Origin of the sequence: Streptomyces sp. NBC_00190 (assembly GCF_036203305.1) — a bacterium.
Taxonomy (GTDB): domain Bacteria; phylum Actinomycetota; class Actinomycetes; order Streptomycetales; family Streptomycetaceae; genus Streptomyces.
On the sequence record NZ_CP108131.1, the window covers coordinates 1,426,554 to 1,446,928 of the forward strand.

At 70.6% G+C, this 20,375-nt stretch carries 19 protein-coding genes and 2 pseudogenes; 9 read left to right on the plus strand and 12 right to left on the minus strand.

Going from position 1 to position 20,375, the window contains the following annotated elements:
• Positions 1-14 precede the first annotated feature (14 nt).
• The 3 genes from OG429_RS07080 to OG429_RS07090 all read left to right on the plus strand — a co-directional run bounded on the left by OG429_RS07080 (position 15) and on the right by OG429_RS07090 (position 2,911).
• Positions 15-1,700, plus strand: a complete 1,686-nt coding sequence (locus OG429_RS07080; protein ID WP_328930185.1) for an ABC transporter ATP-binding protein — start codon at positions 15-17, stop codon at positions 1,698-1,700.
• Between the two features lie 282 nt (positions 1,701-1,982).
• Positions 1,983-2,582: an RNA polymerase sigma factor gene (locus tag OG429_RS07085; RefSeq protein WP_328924437.1), complete on the plus strand. Its 600-nt coding sequence runs from the start codon at positions 1,983-1,985 to the stop codon at positions 2,580-2,582.
• Complete coding sequence (locus tag OG429_RS07090; RefSeq protein WP_328924438.1) at positions 2,579-2,911, plus strand: hypothetical protein; 333 nt, start codon at positions 2,579-2,581, stop codon at positions 2,909-2,911. Before OG429_RS07085 ends, OG429_RS07090 begins: the two co-directional genes overlap by 4 nt.
• Here the strand turns inward: OG429_RS07090 and OG429_RS07095 are convergent.
• The 4 genes and pseudogenes from OG429_RS07095 to OG429_RS41400 form a co-directional block, all read right to left on the minus strand.
• A complete protein-coding gene (locus tag OG429_RS07095; protein ID WP_328924439.1) occupies positions 2,896-3,879 on the minus strand; it encodes an MASE1 domain-containing protein in 984 nt (327 codons plus the stop codon). The two genes, OG429_RS07090 and OG429_RS07095, sit on opposite strands and share 16 nt — an antisense overlap.
• A gap of 72 nt (positions 3,880-3,951) precedes the next feature.
• Positions 3,952-4,782 carry a PP2C family protein-serine/threonine phosphatase gene (locus OG429_RS07100; protein ID WP_328924440.1) on the minus strand — a complete coding sequence of 277 codons (831 nt, stop codon included), beginning with the start codon at positions 4,780-4,782 and terminating at the stop codon, positions 3,952-3,954.
• 138 nt (positions 4,783-4,920) lie between these two features.
• Positions 4,921-5,106: an agmatine deiminase family protein gene (locus OG429_RS41395; protein WP_443051310.1), complete on the minus strand. Its 186-nt coding sequence runs from the start codon at positions 5,104-5,106 to the stop codon at positions 4,921-4,923.
• Positions 5,107-5,165: 59 nt separating this feature from the next.
• Positions 5,166-5,306: pseudogene (locus OG429_RS41400) on the minus strand (agmatine deiminase family protein); the annotation flags it as partial.
• 62 nt (positions 5,307-5,368) lie between these two features.
• Here OG429_RS41400 and OG429_RS07110 point away from each other — a divergent pair.
• Positions 5,369-5,491: pseudogene (locus tag OG429_RS07110) on the plus strand (agmatine deiminase family protein); the annotation flags it as partial.
• Positions 5,492-5,577: 86 nt separating this feature from the next.
• Here the strand turns inward: OG429_RS07110 and OG429_RS07115 are convergent.
• The gene (locus OG429_RS07115; protein ID WP_328924442.1) at positions 5,578-6,153 is read right to left on the minus strand and encodes a DUF2231 domain-containing protein; all 576 of its coding nucleotides are present in this window, start codon (positions 6,151-6,153) and stop codon (positions 5,578-5,580) included.
• A gap of 101 nt (positions 6,154-6,254) precedes the next feature.
• Positions 6,255-6,683, minus strand: a complete 429-nt coding sequence (locus tag OG429_RS07120) for a Fur family transcriptional regulator (RefSeq protein ID WP_328924443.1) — start codon at positions 6,681-6,683, stop codon at positions 6,255-6,257.
• A 307-nt stretch (positions 6,684-6,990) separates the two neighbouring features.
• Here OG429_RS07120 and katG point away from each other — a divergent pair, with 307 nt between their 5' ends.
• Together katG and OG429_RS07130 are read left to right on the plus strand one after the other, a co-directional pair.
• The gene (gene katG / locus OG429_RS07125; RefSeq protein WP_328924444.1) at positions 6,991-9,180 is read left to right on the plus strand and encodes a catalase/peroxidase HPI; all 2,190 of its coding nucleotides are present in this window, start codon (positions 6,991-6,993) and stop codon (positions 9,178-9,180) included.
• Between the two features lie 153 nt (positions 9,181-9,333).
• Complete coding sequence (locus OG429_RS07130) at positions 9,334-10,116, plus strand: DUF72 domain-containing protein (RefSeq protein ID WP_328924445.1); 783 nt, start codon at positions 9,334-9,336, stop codon at positions 10,114-10,116.
• Between the two features lie 24 nt (positions 10,117-10,140).
• Here the strand turns inward: OG429_RS07130 and recQ are convergent, their stop codons facing one another.
• Together recQ and OG429_RS07140 are read right to left on the minus strand one after the other, a co-directional pair.
• Complete coding sequence (gene recQ, locus OG429_RS07135; protein WP_328924446.1) at positions 10,141-12,171, minus strand: DNA helicase RecQ; 2,031 nt, start codon at positions 12,169-12,171, stop codon at positions 10,141-10,143.
• A 194-nt stretch (positions 12,172-12,365) separates the two neighbouring features.
• Positions 12,366-13,355 (minus strand): GlxA family transcriptional regulator, encoded by a 990-nt coding sequence (locus OG429_RS07140; protein ID WP_328924447.1) that lies wholly within the window; start codon positions 13,353-13,355, stop codon positions 12,366-12,368.
• Between the two features lie 135 nt (positions 13,356-13,490).
• Between OG429_RS07140 and OG429_RS07145 the strand changes: the two genes are divergently transcribed.
• Positions 13,491-14,081, plus strand: a complete 591-nt coding sequence (locus OG429_RS07145; protein WP_328924448.1) for an isochorismatase family protein — start codon at positions 13,491-13,493, stop codon at positions 14,079-14,081.
• 7 nt (positions 14,082-14,088) lie between these two features.
• Here OG429_RS07145 and OG429_RS07150 read toward each other — a convergent pair whose 3' ends face one another.
• The 3 genes from OG429_RS07150 to OG429_RS07160 are packed head-to-tail and all read right to left on the minus strand — an operon-like array spanning position 14,089 to position 17,590.
• Entirely contained in the window at positions 14,089-15,132 is a 1,044-nt protein-coding gene (locus tag OG429_RS07150) for a ComEC/Rec2 family competence protein (RefSeq protein ID WP_328924449.1), read from the minus strand.
• Complete coding sequence (locus OG429_RS07155) at positions 15,129-16,415, minus strand: hypothetical protein (protein ID WP_328924450.1); 1,287 nt, start codon at positions 16,413-16,415, stop codon at positions 15,129-15,131. Before OG429_RS07155 ends, OG429_RS07150 begins: the two co-directional genes overlap by 4 nt.
• Positions 16,412-17,590 (minus strand): caspase family protein, encoded by a 1,179-nt coding sequence (locus OG429_RS07160; protein ID WP_328924451.1) that lies wholly within the window; start codon positions 17,588-17,590, stop codon positions 16,412-16,414. The genes OG429_RS07155 and OG429_RS07160 overlap by 4 nt, the downstream gene beginning before the upstream one ends.
• A gap of 142 nt (positions 17,591-17,732) precedes the next feature.
• Here OG429_RS07160 and OG429_RS07165 point away from each other — a divergent pair, with 142 nt between their 5' ends.
• Positions 17,733-19,007: a pyroglutamyl peptidase gene (locus OG429_RS07165; RefSeq protein WP_328924452.1), complete on the plus strand. Its 1,275-nt coding sequence runs from the start codon at positions 17,733-17,735 to the stop codon at positions 19,005-19,007.
• A 30-nt stretch (positions 19,008-19,037) separates the two neighbouring features.
• On the opposite strand, the gene OG429_RS07170 is transcribed toward OG429_RS07165, so the two are convergent.
• On the minus strand, positions 19,038-19,904 hold the full coding sequence (locus tag OG429_RS07170; protein WP_328924453.1) for a YhjD/YihY/BrkB family envelope integrity protein: 867 nt from the start codon (positions 19,902-19,904) through the stop codon (positions 19,038-19,040).
• 291 nt (positions 19,905-20,195) lie between these two features.
• On the opposite strand from OG429_RS07170, the gene OG429_RS07175 reads away from it, so the two are divergent.
• Entirely contained in the window at positions 20,196-20,306 is a 111-nt protein-coding gene (locus tag OG429_RS07175) for a class III lanthipeptide (RefSeq protein ID WP_328924454.1), read from the plus strand.
• Positions 20,307-20,375 lie beyond the last annotated feature (69 nt).

The following is a 20,375-nucleotide window of genomic DNA, read 5'->3' on the forward strand; positions in this document are numbered from 1 at the left end:
CGCAGCGCCACCGCATGACGGCGGGTGTCCTGCTGGGTCTGCTCGGCAGCGTGATGGGCCTGGCCCAGCCCATGGCGGCCAAACAGGTGATGGACGACATGGGCCGGGGAGGCCCGGCGTACGGCCCGGTGATCGCCCTCAGCGTGCTGGTGGCGGCGGGAGGGATCCTCGTCGGCCTCGGGCACTACGTGCTGGACCGGTCCGCGGAGTCCCTCGTCTGCACCGCCCGGCGCCGGCTGACCGACCGTCTGCTGGCACTACGCGTACCGGTGGTGGAGCGCACCGAACCGGGAGACCTGATCTCCCGCGTCACCTCCGACACGGCGCTGCTGCGGCAAAGCGTTCCTCAGGCGGTGTCGGCCGCGGTCACCGGCACCCTGATCACCCTCGCGACGGTGGTCCTGATGGGCCTGCTCGACGCCGTGCTGCTCGGCGTCACGCTCGGCGTGGTCGCGTTCGTCGGCATCGTCGTCGCCGTCGTGGCTCCGCGGATCGGCCGGGCGACCCGGCACACGCAGGAGGCGGTCGGCCGCATGGGCGCCGCACTGGAACGAGCCCTGGGCGCCTTCCGTACGATCAAGGCGTCGGGTGCCGAACACCAGGAGGCGGAGGCGCTGTACCGGGCGGCCGAGCACGCCCGGCGTACCGGCGTCCGGGCCGCCGCCTGGGAAGCGGTGTCCGCGACCCTGTCGGCGGTCGTCGTGCAGGTCTGCTTCCTGGTCGTGCTGGGGGTGGGGGGCGCGCGCGTCTCCTCCGGCGCCATCGACGTCTCCACCCTGGTCGCGTTTCTCCTCTACCTCTTCGCGCTCGCACCCCGGATCGGCCAGTTGGTCGAAGGCGTCGGCCAGTTCCAGATCGGTTCGGCCGCCGCCTCCCGGATCCGGGAGGTCGAGAGTCTGGAGGTCGAGGACACGCACTACGGAAGCGAGGGCAGTACGAGCCGGCCGAAAGCGGATCCGCTGCCCGCCCGCGTGGCCTTCCGCGATGTCCGCTTCGCCTACCGCCCCGGGCTGCCCCAGGTCCACCACCGTGTCTCCTTCACCGTTCCCGGCGGAGGCCTGACCGCGTTCGTCGGGCCGTCCGGCACGGGCAAGACCACGGTCTTCTCCCTCATCGAACGCTTCTACGATCCGGACGCCGGCCACGTACTGCTGGACGGGAAGGACGTGCGGCAATGGCCCCTGGCCGAACTCCGCGCAGCCATCGGATACGTAGAACAGGACACGCCCGTCCTCGCCGGCACCCTGCGCGAGAACCTGACGCTGGGCGCGGTCGATGCCACGGAGGAAGAACTCCGCCGCGCCCTGCGCCTTGTCCGCCTCGACTCGGTGACGGACCGTCTGCCCCGTGGCCTCGACACCGACGTCGGCCACCGCGGCAGCAGCCTCTCGGGCGGCGAGCGCCAGCGCGTCGCGATCGCCCGGGCCCTGCTGCGCCGCCCGAGACTGCTGCTACTGGACGAAGCCACCTCGCAGCTCGACGCGGCCAACGAGGCGGCACTGCGCGACACCATCACCGACATCGCCGGTCGCATCACCGTCCTCGTCGTCGCCCACCGCCTGTCCACGGTCACCACGGCCGACCGCATCGTCGTGATGGAGGCCGGCCGCGTACGGGCGGTGGGCACCCACTGCGAACTCCTCGAAGCGGACGCCCTCTACCGCGAACTGGCCACCACCCAGCTGCTGAACGGGCGGTGATCGCCACCGGCCCGGACCCCGCGACCGGCTCGTACCGCCGGATTCCTCACGCAAGCGCCGGCCATCTCGCCGGAGGTGAATCCTTTCCGGGCCGCGCCGCCTCTTATGTGCGTACCGGCCGGACCGGGCCGGCAGAACCGGGAGGAAACGCCAATGATGGTCACTGGTCTCATGGTGATCGGAGCCCTGCTCGTGGGCGCGTGCAGCTGGCACCTGATGCGGCGGTACAAGAGCCGAAGCTGACCAGCGCCGCGCAGGAGGCCTTACGGATATGAGTAGCAGATGAAACAACGATCCCCCTGGCCGGACGACCGGCTGATCAAGGCCGCCCAGGACGGCGACGCCACTTCGCTCGCCACCGTCGTCATGGCATCGCAGCCTCATGTGCGCAAGTTCGCCATGTCGCTGTGCGCCTCGCCGCACGACGCGGAGGACGCGGCGCAGGAGGCGCTGATCACCCTTTACCGGAAGATCGGCACCTTGCGGGCCACCGGCGCGCTCGCCTCGTGGATGTTCCGGATCGTGCGCAACGAATGCCTCCGGCAGGTACGGCTACTCGTCTCGCGGAGGGACGAGGCGTCGGCCGGACCGGAGACGTCCGCGGAAAGGTCCGCCGAGGACGCGGTGCTCCACAGGCTGGAGGTGGAGCGGATCTCGGCTGCCGTCAGCGCCCTTCCCCGTGACCAGCGGCAGGTCCTGATCATGCGGGACATGCAGGGCCTGCCCGGCAAGACCGTCGCCCATTCGCTCGGTCTGAGCAGCGCTGCGATGAAGTCCCGGCTGCACAGGGCACGCGCGGCACTGCGTCACTCACTGGCAGTGACCGACCGGGTGCCCGACCGAGCCATCGACCAACCAGCGGGAGAAGACGCACGGCCATGAACACCACGAAGCCCCCTCGGGGGGCGCCCGAGATGAATTTCGCCAGCCGGTCCGTCCCGCGCCACCTGGCGCGCGGCGCCATCGGCTTCGGGCTGATCATCGGCTCGATCGCCCTGGTGCCCGTCGCCGGCCCGGCCACCCTGCTGGCGGCCCCGTTGGCCTTGATCGCCTTCCGCGGCTGCCCCACCTGCTGGATGGTCGGCCTGGCCCAGACCGTCTCTCGCGGCCGTCTGGAGCGCCAGTGCGTGGACGGCGTCTGCTCCCTTGCCAAGGCGCACCCGGCGTCAACCGCCGGAAGTGCCCCACCGGGGCGTCACGGCGGCGGATAGTTCTCGGGCGGATACTCGTCCGGCTCGGGCCGCGGCTCCATCCGGGCCACCATCTCCGAAAGCCGCGCGCAGACCCGTGTGAGCTTCTCATGCGTTCTGTCGCGTTCGGTGATGACGGCCGCGATGAGGAGAGCCGTCAGCGCCGTCGTGCCGTTGAAGGCCTGGAGCGTGACCATGTTGGCGAAGACGTCCTTGCCGACGAACGGGCCCCTGTCGCCGGCGGCCGCCAGAATCGCCAGCGTCGACACCACGAGCGCGCACGGCGCCGCGCCGGGCAGCCGGAAGCGGAAGCCCGCCCAGATCAAGAACGGCGAGATGAGGAAGAGCAGGTTCGAATCAGGCGTGTGCGTCACCAAGAGCGTGACGAAAACCGTACCGAGCGCCAGCGCCACCGCCTCGAGCCACCGGCCGGGTCCGGCCCGCGACGGCCACCGCGCCTTGCGCAGCACGAGCAGGAAGGGTGTGACGACAAGGATTCCCATCGCGTCACCGGTCCACCACACCGACCACGTCGGCCAGAATTCGCCCGCATCCAGTGCTCCGGAGAGGACCAGCACGCCGCTGCCGATGGTTGAACTGATCAACATACCGGCGAGCGCGCCGAGGAAGACCAGCGCCAGTACGTCGCGCAGGCGGTCCAGCTCGTTCCTGAACCCGGCGCTGCGCAGCATCAGGCAGGCGCAGACCGGCGCCAGGGTATTGCCCACCGCGATGGCAATTACGGAGATCAACGACGGCCCGAGGAACACATTGGCCAGGAACGCGCCCAGTGCGATGCCCGGCCAGACGCGCAGCCCCAGTATCAGGAGCGCGGCCAGCGCGACGCCGGTCGGCGGCCACAGGGGCGTGACCTGGTCACGCACCAGCTGCTGAAGAAGGCCGACCCGGGCGGCCCCGTAGTAGACGGCGGCGACGGCGAGAATGCGCAGAGCGGTGGACCCGTGACGACCGATCGTTGCGCTGCGCACGACAGCAGTCTGCGCTCAGATCCCGCCACCGGCGACCGCGGCAACGGCGACGACGGCGGCCACGCTCATCGGTCAGGCCGGCTCCTGCGGACCGTCGTAGCGGACGACGAGGACCGCGGCATCGTCGCGGTGTCCCGTCAGGTCGGCCACTTTGACGACGGCGGAGGCCAGCACGTCGGGATCGGCGTCGAACCCCGCGCGCACCAGTTTGACCACTTCGGCCAGACCGGCCTCCATCGTGTAGTGCGGGCCCTCCACCACTCCGTCGGTGAGCAGCACGAGAACCCCTGCCTCTGTCAGACGCCGGTGGGTCACCGGATACCGCTCACCCGGCATGATGCCGAGCGGCGGCCCTCCGCGGTCGAGTGCTATGCCGTAGCGGCCGCTGGCGGTGGCCCAGACCATCGGGACGTGGCCGGCCCTGGAGTCCGTCAGATCGCGACTGACCGGATCGAAACGAAGGAAACAGCACGTCGCGAAGAGGCCGCACCCCATGGCGATCAGCAGATCGTTGGCGCGGCCCAGCACCTCGCGGGTGTCGCTCGTCGTCTGTGCGAGGGCACGCAGGCTGGTACGCACCTGCCCCATGAAGGCGATGGCCTCCACGTCATGGCCCTGTACATCGCCGACCGTGAGCCCCAGTGACCCGTCGTGCATGACGAAGGCGTCGTACCAGTCACCGCCCACGTCCAGACCGCCTCGTGACGGCGCGTACCTGGCGGCCAGACGCAACCCGGGCAGCTTCGGCAGCCCGGGCGGGAGCATGTGGCGCTGCAGAGCCATGGCCAGCTCGACCCTGGCCCGCTGGTACTCGATCCGTTCCAAGGCCTGATCGACGAGCTGTCCGAGTGCGACCAGAAGGTCCTCAACACTGTCGGGCGGCTCAGGACGGGGTCCGCGCATCACGGCTCCTGGCTCTCCCCCAGCCTCCTCACCTCACCCTAGCCGCCGTCGGCGCATGCCTCCACAGGGGTGAAACGGTGGGCGGGACGTCGCGGTGTACGCCCGCGCGGGCACGCCCCCCCGCGTGCCCGCGCGGGATCAGGCAGCGGGAGGCACGACCGGCTGCGACTGGGTGCCGCAGTGGATGCCGCCGCCACCGCCGGCGATGTTGTCGATGTTGAGCTGGACGACGCTCCGGCCGGGGTACGCGGCCCGCAGGATGCTGTAGGCGTCGCCGTCGGCGACGCTCTCGCCGAACTGGGGGGCGATGACGGCGCCGGGCAGTCGGTGATGTCCTGACCGGCCAGGCCCGGTACCCCGATCACCTTGCCGATGCCGAGCGCCGTCTTCATCGCCTGTTCGACCTGGTCCTGGGTCCTGCCCGGGTTGCGGTTGCTGTTGGCCAGCGAGCTGACCGTGGCCAGCAGCGTTCCCTGACCGTCGGTCTCCAGCGAGCCGCCCTCGCCCACGAACGAGGCCTGGATCCGGTTGACACCGTACTGGCCGAGGAGCTTCGCGGCGGCCGTCGCGTCGTCGGCGAAGGGCTCCCGATCAGCAGGCGGCGGCCCAGAAGGCGTGCGGCTCCGAGGTCGAGGTCATCCCCTTGGCGGTCGACGACCTGTGGGCCCGTGACACCGTGCCGGTGTTCGTGGAAGAGGGCGCCCGGCTCGGTGACGGACCTACACGCTGCGGGACTTGCGCAGATCGATGCCGCGGACGGCGTCTCGGCTGCCCGGACGTGGCTGCGCTCCGCGCCTACGGCACGGCATCCGCGCCGACGGCCCGCCGGTAGGCGACGTGTCCGCCCAGCGCGCCACTCACGGCGACCGCCGTCAGCCCGGCGAGGGACCAGCCCCGGCCCTTGACCGTGTGGCCTCGCATCCTCGCCTTGAGGGACAGGACGTAACAGGCGATCACGGCCACGTTCGACACCGCGTGGGCCAATCCGACCCGGGCCTCGCGCGGCGGCAGATCCGCCCAGTCGAGCCAGCCGGCCACGGCCGCCGGACCGGCTCCCGCCAGTCCGACGGCCGTGAGCGTCGAGACCGCGGGCTGCCCGCCGGGCACGACGTCCATCACCCCGGCCGACAGCAGGCAGCCGACCGGCACCTGCACCAGTACGGGATGCAGCGGATGCCCCAAGGGCCTGCCCCGCAGGATGTCGCGTGCCCCGCCCAGTGGAAGAGCCCGGATGGCCCGCTGGAGAACACGAACCGCCGGATCCACGATGGTGGTCCGTTCGATGTGGTCCACGCTTCTCAGCCACCCGGCGGACGCCGTCTCGAGAGCCCCGGCCGGGCCCGTCTTCATGGACCTGATCTGTGTGTTCATGGAGGTCGCCTACCCGGCCGTGCTCCGCCACGCCCGCAGGTCACCGAATTCCCAGCCAGATGGCCGCCGCCCGCACCGCCCCGCTCCGCGGTGCCCCGGGGTCACCCGTGCGGCCGGACCTGCACGCAGGAGGGGCAGAGCCCGCGGTAGACGACCTCGGCCCCGGACACCGTGAAGCCGAACCGCTCCTGCGCCGGGAGACCCGCCAGCACGTCGCCGACCGGGTGGACGTCGCGGATGATGCCGCAGCCGGAGCACACCAGGTGCTGGTGCGGGTGGTGCGCGTTGGGGTCGTAGCGCTTCGCGCGGCCGTGGGCGCAGACCTCCACGACCTCACCGAGCAGCACGAGTTCACCCAGGGTGTTGTAGACGGTCGCCCGGGAGATCTCGGGCAGTCGCCGTGCCGCGCGGGCGTGCACCTCGTCGGCCGTCAGGTGCACGTGCTCGCCGTCGAGGACCTCCGCGACGACACGCCGCTGGGATGTCATGCGCCAGCCACGCCCTCGCAGTCGCTGCAGCAGGTCACTCATTTTCGGTTCACCTGTTCAGGCTCGGCGGGATGGAAGAAGTCTACCGGCACGGGTTCGGCTTCTGACGGGAAGCGGCGGAGGCGGTCTTCCGGGCGGCAGCGCCATATGTCTCGGAGGAATTCCGACTGCTTGTTAGGCGACGGCGCCCTGCGTGTTCTCGTGGCCGCGCGGTCCGCGGTGCGCGACCATACGGACGCCGCCATGGCGCGCCACGGGCGCGGATCGCAGTACTCGAATCGGAAAAGCAGACAGCGTCAAGAGCAAACAGCCAGCAGACGGAAACACCGAGACAGGAAGAAGGACGGACGTGTCCGGCAGCGAAAGCGAGAACCCAGCAATCCCCTCCCCGGCCCCTGCGCCGACCGCCCCCAGGACGAACCGGGACTGGTGGCCGAATCAGCTGGAACTCCAGGTTCTCCACCAGCATTCGCCTCGGTCCAATCCGATGGGTGATGACTTCAACTACGCGGAGGCGTTCGCGGCCCTGGACGTCGACGCGCTGAAGCGGGACGTCTTCGAGGTGATGACGACGTCGCAGGACTGGTGGCCTGCCGACTACGGCCACTACGGGCCGCTCTTCATCCGTATGAGCTGGCATGCCGCGGGTACGTATCGCATCGCCGACGGCCGTGGCGGTGGCGGCTCCGGCGCCCAGCGCTTTGCACCCCTCAACAGCTGGCCGGACAACGCGAGCCTCGACAAGGCGCGCCGACTGCTCTGGCCGGTCAAGCAGAAGTACGGCCAGAAGATCTCATGGGCCGACCTTCTGGTATTCGCCGGCAACTGCGCCATGGAATCGATGGGGTTCAAGACGTTCGGGTTCGGCTTCGGGCGAGAGGACATCTGGGAGCCAGACGAAATCTTCTGGGGGCCCGAGGACACGTGGCTCGGAGATGAGCGCTACAGCGGCAACCGGGAACTCTCCGGTCCTTTCGGTGCGGTGCAGATGGGGCTGATCTACGTCAACCCGCAAGGACCCAACGGAAATCCGGATCCGATCGCCGCCGCCAAGGACATTCGCGAGACGTTCGGCCGTATGGCGATGAATGACGAGGAGACGGTCGCGCTTATCGTCGGTGGCCACACGTTCGGCAAGTGCCACGGCGCGGTCGATCCCGAATACATCGGTCCGGAGCCCGAGGCCGGCCCGATCGAGCAGCAGGGCCTCGGATGGAAGAACTCGTACGGCAGCGGCATGGGCGTCGACACGCTCACCAGTGGGCTCGAAGGCGCATGGACCACCGAGCCGACGAAGTGGGACAACGGCTACCTGGACAACCTGTTCCGGTACGACTGGGAGCTGACGGCGAGCCCGGCCGGTGCGCACCAGTGGACCCCCAAGGATCCCTCGGCCCAGGGCACGGTGCCCGATGCGCACGACCCGTCGAAGCGGCACGCTCCCATGATGCTGACGACGGACCTCTCGCTGAAGCTGGACCCGGTCTACGCGCCGATCTCGAAGAGCTTCCACGAGAACCCGGCCAAGCTCGCGGAGGCGTTCGCCAAGGCCTGGTACAAGCTGTTGCACCGTGACATGGGGCCCCTCTCGCGTTACCTCGGCCCGTGGATTCCCGCGCCGCAGCTGTGGCAGGACCCCGTCCCCGAGGTCGATCACGGACTGGTCGGGGACGCGGAGATCACCGGCCTGAAGGCCCGGATCCTCGACTCGGGGCTGTCCGTCTCCCAACTGGCCACCACCGCCTGGGCGTCGGCGGCGAGCTTCCGCGGCACCGACAAGCGGGGCGGGGCCAACGGGGCACGGATCCGACTCGCGCCGCAGAAGGACTGGGAGGTCAACGACCTGCCCGAGGTGGCCGAGGTGGTGCAGGGCCTTGAGCAGATCCGGCAGGACTTCAACGCCTCGCAGACCGGTGGAACGAAGGTCTCGCTCGCCGATCTGATCGTCCTAGGCGGGTGCGCGGCCGTCGAGCGGGCCGCGAAGAACGCCGGGCACGACATCACGGTCCCGTTCGCACCGGGGCGCACGGACGCCTCGCAGGAGCAGACCGACGTGGACTCGTTCGCCGTACTCGAACCCCGGGCCGACGGGTTCCGCAACTACCTCCGGGCGGGAGAGAAGCTGTCGCCGGAGACCCTCCTGCTGGACCGCGCCAACCTGTTGACGCTGACCGCACCCGAGATGACGGTCCTGACCGGCGGCATGCGGGCCCTGAACACCGGCTTCGGGCGGTCCGCGCACGGTGTCTTCACCGACCGGCCGGAGGCATTGACCAACGACTTCTTCGTCAACCTGCTCGACATGGGTACGGAGTGGAAGGCGTCGGCCTCGGCCGAGAACGTCTTCGAAGGCCGGGATCGCGCCACGGGCGAGGTCAAGTGGTCCGCCACCGCGGTCGACCTCGTCTTCGGTTCGAACTCCCAGCTCCGAGCCGTCTCGGAGGTCTACGCGTCCAAGGACGCGGGAGAGAAGTTCGTGCATGACTTCGTGGCTGCGTGGGACAAGGTGATGAACCTCGACAGGTTCGACCTCGTCTGAGCCCGATGCACCGGCCTGCCCCGTCCTGACTGACGCGTCAGGACGGAGCAGGCCGTCCAGGTCCCGCCGGATCGGGGGGCGCCCTGCCACTGGACGGGGGAATCGGCCGACGGGTCGGCGGGGAGCCCCGCCCGGGCGGGCAGGGATCGGAGCATGCCCATGCTTGTCGGAACCTCGGGGTGGCAGTACAAGGACTGGCGCGGCGTCCTCTACCCGCCCGAGCAGCCGCAGCGGCTGTGGCTGGAGGAGTACGCCCGGCATTTCACCACCGTCGAGAACAACAACGCCTTCTACCGGCTTCCCACGACGGAGGTCTTCGGGTCCTGGCGGGAGCGGACACCCGAGGGGTTCGTCATGGCGGTCAAGGCCAGCCGCTACCTGACCCATCTGAAGCGGCTGCACGACCCCGAGGAGCCGGTGCACCGGCTGCTGGAACACGCCGCAGGCCTCGGCGACCGGATGGGCCCCGTCCTGCTGCAGCTGCCACCCGGCTTCCGGGAGGACGTCGGGGCGCTGGACGCGTGCCTCGGCTGCTTTCCCGGCACGGTCCGGGTGGCGGTCGAACTGCGCCACGCCTCGTGGTGGGAGGCGGAGCGGGAGCTGCGGGCGGTGCTGGAGCGGCACGGCAGCGCGCTGTGCTGGGCGGACAGGTGGTCCCGCCCGGTGACGCCGCTGTGGCGGACCGCGTCATGGGGGTACGTCCGGTTCCACGGCGGCATCGCCGAGCCGCCGCCGCACTACGGCCGGCAAGCCTTGAAGTCCTGGGCCGTACGCATCGCCGAGCAGTGGCCGGACGAGGCGGACGTGTACGTGTACTTCAACAACGACCTCGGTGGTGCGGCCGTCGTCGATGCCGTGAAGTTCGCCCGGACGGCGGCCGCGATGGGCAGGACGGTGAGCCGTACGCCCCCGCCCCCACCTCCGTCCCCGACGTAGCCGAGACCGTCCGCCCCCGACCGGCTACTGCCAGTCGTCCCACGGCGGGTCCATCTCGTCCAGGTCGAACGGCGGCTCGTCGGCATCCGGCGCCACGGGCTGCGCCACCGGGACGGGCGCCGCAGGGGCCGGGACGGCCGGGGACGGGGGGACGGACTCGGCCGGGGGCGCGGGGGCGGTGGAAGCGTGGCCGGCTCCGGAGGCGTCGCACTCCGCCAGGGTGTCGAGCACGCCCCCGGCGTACTTGGTGAGCTTGGCCTCGCCGACGCCGCCGATCGTGCCCAGCTCCTCGACCGTGGCCGGAAGCCGCGTCGCGATCTCCCGCAGCGTCGCGTCGTGGAAGACGACGTACGCCGGTACTCCCTGCTCGCGGGCCGTTGCGGCCCGCCAGGCACGGAGGGCCTCGAAGACAGGTACGACAGCCGCCGGCAGGTCGACGGGCACGCGGGCGCCCTTCCCGGAGCCCGACCCGGACGCCTTACGGGGCTGGCCGACGGCCGCCCTCTCCTTCCGCATCGGGACGCTGCGGCGCCCGCCCAGCACCTCGCCGCTGTTGTCCGTCAGCACGAGCGTCCCGTAGTCGCCCTCCACCGCCAGCAGCCCCAGCGCCAGCAGCTGCCGGACGACTCCTCGCCACTCCGTGGTGCCCAGGTCCGACCCGACGCCGAACACCGAGAGCGCGTCGTGGTCGAACTGGATGACCTTGGCCGTCTTCTTGCCCTGCAGGATGTCGATGATCTGGCCGGCGCCGAACTTCTGGCGCCGCTCCTTCGCCAGCCGCCACACCGTCGACAGCAGCTTCTGTGCCGCGACCGTGCCGTCCCAGGTCTCGGCCGGAGTCAGACAGGTGTCGCAGTTGCCGCACGGCGCGCCCGACTGCCCGAAGTACTCCAGCAGCCGCACCCGGCGGCAATGGACCGTCTCGCACAGCGCCAGCATGGCGTCCAGGTGTACCGCCAGTGAGCGGCGGTGGGCCTCGTCGCCCTCGGAACCGTCGATGAGCTTGCGCTGCTGGACGACGTCCTGCAGGCCGTACGCCAGCCACGCCGTGGCGGGCTCGCCGTCGCGGCCGGCCCGACCGGTCTCCTGGTAGTAGCCCTCGACCGACTTCGGCAGGTCGAGGTGGGCCACGAACCGTACGTCCGGCTTGTCGATGCCCATGCCGAAGGCGATCGTGGCCACCACCACGACCCCGTCCTCCCGCAGGAAGCGCGCCTGGTTCGCCGCACGCACGCGGGCGTCCATCCCCGCGTGGTACGGCACGGCGTCGATGCCCTGCTCCACCAGGAAGGCCGCCGTCTTCTCCACCGAGGACCGCGAGAGGCAGTAGACGACTCCGGCGTCCCCGTCGTGCTCGGTCCGGAGCAGCTCCAGCAGCTGCCCCAGCGGCTTGTCCTTCGCGACGATGCGGTACTGGATGTTCGGCCGGTCGAAGCCGGCGACGAAGTGCCTGGCGTCCCCCAGACCGAGCCGCGCCGCGATCTCGGCGTGGGTGGCCTCGGTGGCCGTCGCGGTCAGCGCGATCCGCGGCACCTTCGGCCAGCGCTCGTGCAGCATGGACAGCGCGAGGTAGTCGGGCCGGAAGTCGTGACCCCACTGGGCGACACAGTGCGCCTCGTCGATCGCGAAGAGCGACACCTTGCCCCGGTCGAGCAGTCGCTGTGTGCCCTCGGTGCGCAGCCGCTCGGGAGCCAGGTAGAGCAGGTCCAGCTCGTCCGCGAGGAATGCCTGCTCGACGGCCTGCCGCTCGTACGGGTCCTGCGTCGAATTGAGGAATCCGGCCCGCACCCCGAGGGCGGTGAGCGCGTCCACCTGGTCCTGCATCAGCGCGATGAGCGGCGAGATCACGACGCCCGTGCCCTCTCTGACCAGCGCCGGGATCTGATAGCAGAGCGACTTGCCACCGCCGGTCGGCATCAGCACGAGGGCGTCGCCGCCACCGACGACCTGCTCGATGATCTCCTGCTGCTCGCCGCGGAAGGAGCTGTAACCGAAGACGCGGTGGAGCGTCTGCAAAGCGTCGGAGATCTCGGGGGAAGCGTCCGGAAGGGCCATTCACGAAGCCTAACGGCACCCGCCGACACCTCCGTCCCGTCCGCCGGAACCTGTGGACGAGGCCCGCGTCCCACCGGACCGCCGTCCCGGTCGCACACCCGGGTGGCACGGGCGTCGCGGGGTCTCGACCCCGCCTCCTGGGCTAGGCGCGGGCTAAGCGGCCTCGGGGAAGTGGGGCACGTCCCCGAGACCGCTTAGACGGGAGTCCGGAAGCGGTTGCGGTATTCCGTCGGTGTCGTGTCGAGCTTGCGGCGGAACGCCCGGATGAGGGTGTCGGTCGTGTTGAAGCCGCAGGTGGACGCGATGCGCTCCAGGGTGGCATCGGTGGATTCGAGTTGGTTGCGTGCCACTTCGACGCGGGCCGATTCGATGTAGGCGGCCGGGGTCATGCCGAGTTCGGTCTTGAAGATCCTCGTGAGCTGCCGTTCGCTCACATGGGCCTCCCCGGCGAGATCGGCGACGGTGAGCGGCTCGGCGATGTTCCGCGTGATGTGGTGGCGGAGGTCCTCGATGCGTCGCGTCGTCGAGACGGGTTCGAGCGGGACGCTGAACTGGCTCTGCCCGCCGGGCCGCTTGAGGTACATCACGAGCTGCCGGGCGACGCGGAGGGCGACGCCCTCGCCGAAGTCCTCGGCGACGAGCGCGAGGGACAGGTCGAGGCAGGCGCTGATGCCCGCGCCGGTCCACACGTCGTGGTCGCGGATGAAGATCGGATCGGAGTCGACCTCGACCTCGGGATGGTCGGCGGCGAGTTGCTGCGCCGTCGACCAGTGGGTCGTGGCGCGCTTGCCGTCCAGCAACCCGGCGGCAGCGAGAATGTGCGCCCCCACGCAGACGGATGCGACGCGCCGTGCGGTGCCGGCGAGAGTCCTCACCCGGTCGACCACTGCGGCATCGGTAACAGCGTGTACGCGCCGACGGCCGTCGACCTCGACCGCGCCGGGCACCAGGAGGGTGTCGATGCTCCTGCGGGACACCTCCTGGAAGGTGGTGTCGGGGAGCACGCGCACCCCGGCCGAGGTGGTGACGGGGCCCAGGGTCTCGGCCGCGAGGACGACCTCGTATCCCGCGGCGTCGCCCACCTCGCGTTGCAGCAGGGAGAACACCTCCGGGGGGCCGGTGACGTCCAGCAGGTCGACACCGTCGAAGAGGATGACGACGACGAATCGTTTGACGGTGCTCAAGTGCCCTCCACGCGATGTCCGTATCTGCAAGTTGGATGACATTGCCGACACATCTGGTGGGTCGTAGCGTTCCATACGCAGCCACCGCGTGATGGCGCGGCCTTTCGATACGACGCCCGTGGAGGGGTATTTCACATGGCTACGACAACCCTGCGTGAGCTCAGCGGCTTCGATCAGACCCCGGCATCGCTCACCGATGCGACGCTGATCCTGGTCGACTACCAGAACACCTACACCCGTGGCGTGATGGAGCTGACGGGGTGGCGGCCGGCCCTCGACTCCGCCGCCGCGCTGCTGGCCAGGGCCCGGGAGGCAGGCACGAAGGTCATCCACGTCGTGAACGACGGCGGCGCCGGAACGCCGTACGACATCCGGAGCGAGATCGGCGGGATCCACTCCGCCGTGGCTCCCGTCGAGGGCGAACCCGTCGTCGTCAAGACGGTTCCCAACGCATTCGTCGACACCGACCTGGGTGAGCACGTCGACGCCGCCGGCAACAAGAACGTCATCGTCGCCGGGTTCATGACCAACATGTGCGTGACCTTCACGGTGGAGGGCGCGTTCCTACGCGGCAACCGGCCCACGGTGGTCGCCGACGCCTGTGCCACCCGGCCTCTGCGGACGGCACTCGCCGACCTGTCCGCCGAACAGATCCACCACGGTGCGCTCGCGACGATCTCCGATCTCTACGGGGTCATCGTCCCGTCCGCGTCGTCCCTGAGCTGAGCACGGATCAGAAGTCCACGGTGAGGAAACCGTCCTCGTCGGCCGGCGCGGGGGCCAGCACACGGTATCCGAACTCCTCCTTCAGAGCGGCGAGGTCCCAGTTCGCGGCCCGCTCGCGGTAGTTGAAGAAGAGTTCCTTCGTCTCCCCGCCGTTCTTGAGGATGCGGGCGATGGCGACGTCGTCCGGGTGGCCGTGGATCTTGCCGTTGGTGGAGATCAGATAGCGGCCGCAGTCGAGGAGGCCGAGCAGGTCGTTCGAGAGGTTCCTGGCGCTGCCGTGGTGGGCGACCTTCAGGGCGTCGATCCGCAGCCGCCCGCCCTCGGCCTCGGCGCGCGGCCGGAGCGAGGCCACCAGGCGGGGGTCGTCCGCGTCGCCGGTGAAGACGATGCGGGTGCCCTCGAACTCGAACAGCAGGCCGATGCTGGTGGGGTTCGTCGGGGAGCCGTCCCGGTTGAACGGCGTGGCGGCCAGCTTGTCGACGTCGATCGGGCCGAAGTGTTCGACGCCGGCCGCCAGCTCCCTCTCCTTGGGGTCCACTCCGGGGATCAGCCCGGCCTCCTCGCACTTGGTCTTCCACGTCGTGATCAGCGACTCGAGCAGCCGGCGGTCCGGCGCCAGCACCTCCATCGTGGATCCGTCGTCGAACCAGGACAGCGGATGGCCCACCTCGATGCTCCGGCCCTCGAAGGCCTTGTTCCAGGGGAGGTGCTGGGTCATGAGCGCGGTGGTGAGCTCCTCCCCGTCCACCGCGCCGAGCACCTCGCGGTCGTGGAGATGGTCGAAGCCGTTGAACCACACGTCCCCGAACTGCACCGGCCGTTCGAGGTCGTCGAGCATCGCCAGCACACCGAGGATGTGGTCCTGGTCGACGTGTGTCACCACGAGTACGTCGATCCGGCCGCCGTCCAGCCCGGCGAGCAGCGGTTTGATCCGTCCGTAGGTACCGTGCCGTCCGCCGTCGAAGAGGATCCGCCGGGCGAACTCGTCATTGCCGTATTCGAGGAGCAGGCAGTCGCCGTCCTCCGCGGGCAGCATCCTGAGCCGGATCATCGAGTACTCCCTTGCCGCAGGTCGAGAATGAGGAACGGCTCGCGCATGTCGGCCAGCCAGGACAGCCGGCGCGCCTCGTCGAGTCGGCGTACGCATTCGGGGTCGTCGGGGAAGGCGGAGAGCCCGTCGACGAGCCACGCGAGCCCGAGCGTGTAGAAGGGGATGCCGCGGTCGAAGGCCTCGATCAGCCCGTCCCGCGCCCGCGCCCGGTCCGGCGAGCCCCGGCGCAGCAGCCGGACCGCCCGCAGGATCGCCCCGTCGCTGATCCGGGGGAAGGAGTCGGCCAGCCGGTCCAGCCACGGGTCCCAGTACGTCACGCCCTTCGAGTGGTCGGTGCCGATGAGGACGTAGGCCCCGGCTGCCGCCGCGAGCGGGTTCTGGAGCTTGGAGTAGAGCATCGCCTCGACGTCGGTGAAGAGCCGGGCCGCCATGTCCAGGGCGCCCTGGGACATGTACGCGAGCCCCGCGCCGACCGCCGGGTCGCGGACGGCCACGGCGACGGCGCTGCCGGTCGGACTCTGCCGCAGATTGACCAGGACCTCGACCTCTGTGGTGCCCCAGGGCAGGGGGAGGGTGACCAGCCGTACGGATCCGGCGGTCTCCACGACCAGGAACTGCCGCTCGCCGACGGGTTCGCCGGGGGCGCCGACGGGCCCGTCCGGACCGAAGCGGTAGAGCGGTGACACCGCTTCCCCGCGCACGGCGGGCGTCGGCAGGACGCGGGGCTCGCCGTGGGCGATCAGCCGGGCGACCTGGGGCTCCGGCCCGTTCCTCCCGAGCGCGAGCATCGACGCGAAGGAACAGCTCGTCGGCGCGGCGTCGGGGATCCAGGTGGCGAGCGCGGTCAGGTCGACGGCCGCCCCGGGGGCGTCATCGTCCGGCCCGGCGGCGGCGACGATGGACCGTGAGGCGACCGACGCCGCGAGCGGGACCTCGGCGGGGCTGTGGTAGACGCTGTCCGGCTCGATGTTGCCCATGAGGTACTGCCAGGAGTGCGTCTCGTACGGCGAGTCCGTCATGACGAAGTCCACCGGTGTCTCCTGGCCCTCCACCGCCACGGCGTTCTCCGTCAGCACCAGCCCGGACGGCAGGGCCGCCGACACGACGTAGCGCCCGGGCGTGACCGGGTATGACGCGGGCCGGGGCGAACTCCCGCAGGGGATCAGGATGTTGCGCCGGGACTCGCCCGTGAGGTCGGCGGAGTTGATGTCACCGACGATCACCGCGTCGTTGGACTCCCCCGCGGACGAGAGGAAGAGCCGGACGGCGAGTGCGGTGCTCATGGCCTGGCCAATCCGATGCGGAACAGCGGTGGGCGCGCGTCCAGTTCGTTGCTGCGTACGTCCTCGGGACCGAGGACGGCCTCGACCTCGTACCGCCCGAACGGCAGGAACAGGGCCCACTCGCCGAGGTCGGGTTCTTCGCCGGGCGCGGGCGGCGGGCGCCGCCGTTCCGCCTGCTCGGGGTGGCGGCAGATGAATTCGGCGCGCGCGTTGTCGGCGGGGTCCTTGCAGCCGATGTACACCGGGACGACCGGGTCACCGCGCAGTTCGTGGAAGTCGAAGTCGAACGATTCCTTGCCGACCGGTACGGAGGCCCCCACGAGGGACCCCGCGAACGAGGGCTCCCTCATGAAGCGGACGGTCGCGTGCAGCAGGGTGGCGGTGGTCACCCGCCACACGCTGTCCTCGGTGTTCTCGCTTCCCGCGCCGTCGAAGCTCCGCAGCAGCGCGTCGGTGAACAGGCTGACGCCTCCGGCGCGGGCGACGGCCTCCGCGCCGTGCAGGGTCGCGTAGATGATGGCGTGTTCCCGTGGCACGAACCCGTCGGGGCGTACGTTTCCGGCGACCGGGACCCGCCCGAGGGAGTCCGTGCCCACCTGGCGGACGAGTGCGTCGGAGCCCTCCCGGCAGGCGTCGACGAAGAAGACCTGCTGGCCGGCCCGGCAGTTGTTGAGTCCTCTCGTCAGGGCCTCGAAGTGCAGTGCGCCGTTCAGCGGGCTGTTGCGGTCGGCGAACACGTCCGCCGCCAGAAGGGACGTGTCGACCCCCAGCGAGATCCCGTGGCCGCAGAAGTAGAAGACCAGGCGGGCCTGATCGTGGTCGCCCCGGTCCTTCCACTCCGTGACGGCGGCCACGATGTTGTCGATGGTCGCCGGTTCCACGCCGTGCTCGCCTTGCGTCTTCGGGTGGACGAAGGGGGCGGGAGCCGCTTCGCTCAGCAGGAGTGCCAGGCTCCCCAGCGGTCTGCCCTTGTCGAGGTACTGGTCGATCATCCAGGTGGCGAAGGCGCGCGCCGATCGGGGTGGTGAGGACAACTGCCGCATCCCCACGGCTCCCGGGTGGTCCGTCGGAGACGGGCCGCCGTCCAGGTGCTCGTACGCCCCGACGCCGATGACGAGCGCGTGCGTGGACGCGGGCCCCGCGTGCTCGTCCAGGTGGACGGTGAAACCGGCCATGGAACCTCCGCGTGACGCACCGGCACAACAAAGAGGAGGCTTTGATCCCATTATAAGAAGAAGTAGGACGTACGCCCCTCGGGGGCCACATGGGCAAAAGGCGCCTGGTGGGGCTGACAGGCCCTATGTAATGTCACATCGCATGATCCTCTTACGCCGTGCCGCGACGGCCGCGGTCCTCCTCGCCACGTTCCTTCCGATCGCAATCGCCGCCCCCGCGCAGGCGGCTGACGACGTCTCCTGCTCCACGTCCGCCGCCGCCTCCCTCGACCCCGAACAGGCACGGCTCGCCGATCGCCGGACCTCGGCGCTCGTCGAGCGGGCTGGGCTGGCGAGCTTCGTGCGGCGCTTCCCCGCCGCTCTGTGCTCCGCCCGGGGGCCCGCCGAGGCCGCCCGGCTGCTCGACGAGTGGGGCGAGGCCCTGTGGCAGGCCTCCGTACGACGGGCCCAGGACCCGCGGCCGGGAGGCGATCTCGCGACCGGCGACGACCGGCCGCTGTACTGGGCGCGTCTCGCCATGACCGCCTCGCTCGCCCGCTGGGAACCGGGATTCGCCGTCGACCGCCCCGCGCTGCGCGCCCGCTTCGAGGACGCCTCCCGCGGCCTCACGGACAACGGCTTCACCAGCCGGCCCGGCGTGCGGCGCGTCTTCATCAGCGGCTTCGACCCCTTCGGGCTCGACGCCGAGATCCGCCGCGCCAACCCGTCCGGCTCGGCCGCCCTCCAGCTCAACGGCAGGCGCGTGACCCTCGGCGACGGCAGTACGGCCGAGATCCGCGCGGTCGTCCTCCCCGTGCGGTACGCCGACTTCGACGCGGGCATCGTGGAGCGGGCGTTCGCCCCGCGCCTGACGGCCGGCGGCCCTGGAGCGGCGGACCTCATCACCACCGTCAGCCAGGGCTATCCGGGCATCTTCACCCTGGAGGAGTGGGCGGGCCGGTCCCGGTCCGCGGATCCCTACCCCGACAACACCGGCGCCCTCTCCGGGGGCACCCGTGCGCATCCGGTGACCGCCCCGGGCCTCGGCGCGGGGCCCGAGTTCATCCGCACCACCCTCCCCGCGGACGCGGTGACGGGCGCCGTCCAGACGCCGTACCCGGTGCTGCTGAACTCCGCCGTCACCGAGATACCGGCCGACGGGACGGCGCCGGTCGACCGGGAGGACGGCCCGACCCCCGGCTCGCGGGCCGTGGCGGGCGGCGGAGGCGGCTACCTGTCCAACGAGGTGGCCTACCGCTCCAACCGGCTGCGCGGTGAGCTGGCCCCGCTGCTGCCGGGAGGCCATCTGCACACCCCCGTGCTCACCGGCCTGCCGGCGGATCCGCAGGCCTTGACCGGCCCCGAGTTCGAACGCAACGAGAGCGCCATCGTCTCGGAGGTCCGCGCGGTCCTCGAACACGTCGCCGTCCGCCGCTGAACGCACTCTCCCCCGCCGGGCCCCGCCGGGTCACCGTGGGGCAGCCGCCCCCTCGGGCCCGGTGGCGGGAGTCTTGAGCCAGCGCGCCGGCAGCGGCTCGTGGGCCAGTACGTATCCCACGGCCATGGCCACCGTGACGACGACGAAGAACCCGATCAGCCACGACAGCAGGACGAAGACCAGCCCGAGGCCGCCGAACTGCTCCAGGCTGTGGTCCACGGCACGGGGGATGTAGTACCTCGAACCCCAGGTGATCACCTGCCCCCCGACGGCGACGAAGACCGCGCCGGGCAGCAGTGGCAGCCACGGCACCCTGGCACCGAGCAGCAGGTGCTGGGTCCACCACCACAGCAGTGTGCCGCTGACCAGCGCGATGGCGGCGCCGAGGGTACGGCCGACGCCGAAGGCGTCCTGGATCGGCCCTTGGAAGATCAGGGCCGTCAGCCAGACGGCGAGCCAGGCCACCCACCGCCAGGCGGCGAGGCGGGCTCCGGCCTTGGGCAGGTGCCAGCACCTTTCGCACGTCTTCTGCAGGGCGCGGCTGCACGCGGTGGCGGACAGCAGCGTCACCACGACGCCCACGGCTCCGGTGCTCGCGACGGCCGTGGTGCTGCCGGCGTCGTACACCTTGCGCACCTCGTCCAGCGCGGGGTCCGTCAGGCCCAGGGTCGTACTGATCGTCGAGACCAGCTGTTGCTGCACCCAGTCGGGGGCGATCGCGCCGATGACGAAGATGGCGGGGATCGCGCCGAGGAAGGCCTGTGCCGCCATCCGGGTGGCGCAGTCCAGCACGTTGACGGCCGTGAGCTGTTCGAGGGTCCGGCCCAGGAGCGGTGTATACCTGCGCATCCAGCCCGGCACGGCGAACCGGCGCCGTGGGGCTTGCGGTCCGGGCACGGTGGCGGCTCCTTCCGGGAGCGGCGCCCGCCGGCTGCGGCTGCCTCTCCATGAGAAGGATGAGGGAGAGGGGAATATCCGGCATTTCCGGATGATCTGCGACAGCGGACCCTCACGGCGACCACCACCATTCACCCCCGCCCGGGCCGGCCCTCGCCTGGGGGCAGCACGCGCGAATTATGGGGGGCGAACTCTCATGTGCGTGTCAGGTGCATGGCGTTGACTCGGGCATGCCGATCGGCCGGCCGGTACGGATCCCGACTCCACTTGTCCTCCGAGGAGGTGACCTCAATGAGCGTTCTCAAGCTCCAGAACCTGCAGCCCGTGGCGACGAACAACAGCGCTGCCGTCATCAGCCTGACGAGCAGCAGCAGCAGCTGCTGTTCCACCAAGCCGGAGTAACCCCGACGGCGATCCGTGCGAGGGCGCCCCGCGCCCTCGCACGGATCCCGCCGTTTCCACCAGCCGCTG

What these genes read in the sequence shown, in the direction of transcription:
- OG429_RS07130 (WP_328924445.1), top strand. Translation starts at nt 9,334, where the DNA reads ATGCCCATGCTTGTCGGAACCTCGGGGTGGCAGTACAAGGACTGGCGC.
- OG429_RS07080 (WP_328930185.1), top strand. Translation starts at nt 15, where the DNA reads ATGACGGCGGGTGTCCTGCTGGGTCTGCTCGGCAGCGTGATGGGCCTG.
- OG429_RS07150 (WP_328924449.1), bottom strand. Translation starts at nt 15,132, where the DNA reads ATGATCCGGCTCAGGATGCTGCCCGCGGAGGACGGCGACTGCCTGCTC.
- OG429_RS07115 (WP_328924442.1), bottom strand. Translation starts at nt 6,153, where the DNA reads ATGAACACACAGATCAGGTCCATGAAGACGGGCCCGGCCGGGGCTCTC.
- OG429_RS07090 (WP_328924438.1), top strand. Translation starts at nt 2,579, where the DNA reads ATGAACACCACGAAGCCCCCTCGGGGGGCGCCCGAGATGAATTTCGCC.
- OG429_RS07085 (WP_328924437.1), top strand. Translation starts at nt 1,983, where the DNA reads ATGAAACAACGATCCCCCTGGCCGGACGACCGGCTGATCAAGGCCGCC.
- OG429_RS07120 (WP_328924443.1), bottom strand. Translation starts at nt 6,683, where the DNA reads ATGAGTGACCTGCTGCAGCGACTGCGAGGGCGTGGCTGGCGCATGACA.
- OG429_RS07145 (WP_328924448.1), top strand. Translation starts at nt 13,491, where the DNA reads ATGGCTACGACAACCCTGCGTGAGCTCAGCGGCTTCGATCAGACCCCG.
- OG429_RS07100 (WP_328924440.1), bottom strand. Translation starts at nt 4,782, where the DNA reads ATGCGCGGACCCCGTCCTGAGCCGCCCGACAGTGTTGAGGACCTTCTG.
- recQ (WP_328924446.1), bottom strand. Translation starts at nt 12,171, where the DNA reads ATGGCCCTTCCGGACGCTTCCCCCGAGATCTCCGACGCTTTGCAGACG.
- OG429_RS07165 (WP_328924452.1), top strand. Translation starts at nt 17,733, where the DNA reads ATGATCCTCTTACGCCGTGCCGCGACGGCCGCGGTCCTCCTCGCCACG.
- OG429_RS07160 (WP_328924451.1), bottom strand. Translation starts at nt 17,590, where the DNA reads ATGGCCGGTTTCACCGTCCACCTGGACGAGCACGCGGGGCCCGCGTCC.
- OG429_RS07175 (WP_328924454.1), top strand. Translation starts at nt 20,196, where the DNA reads ATGAGCGTTCTCAAGCTCCAGAACCTGCAGCCCGTGGCGACGAACAAC.
- OG429_RS07155 (WP_328924450.1), bottom strand. Translation starts at nt 16,415, where the DNA reads ATGAGCACCGCACTCGCCGTCCGGCTCTTCCTCTCGTCCGCGGGGGAG.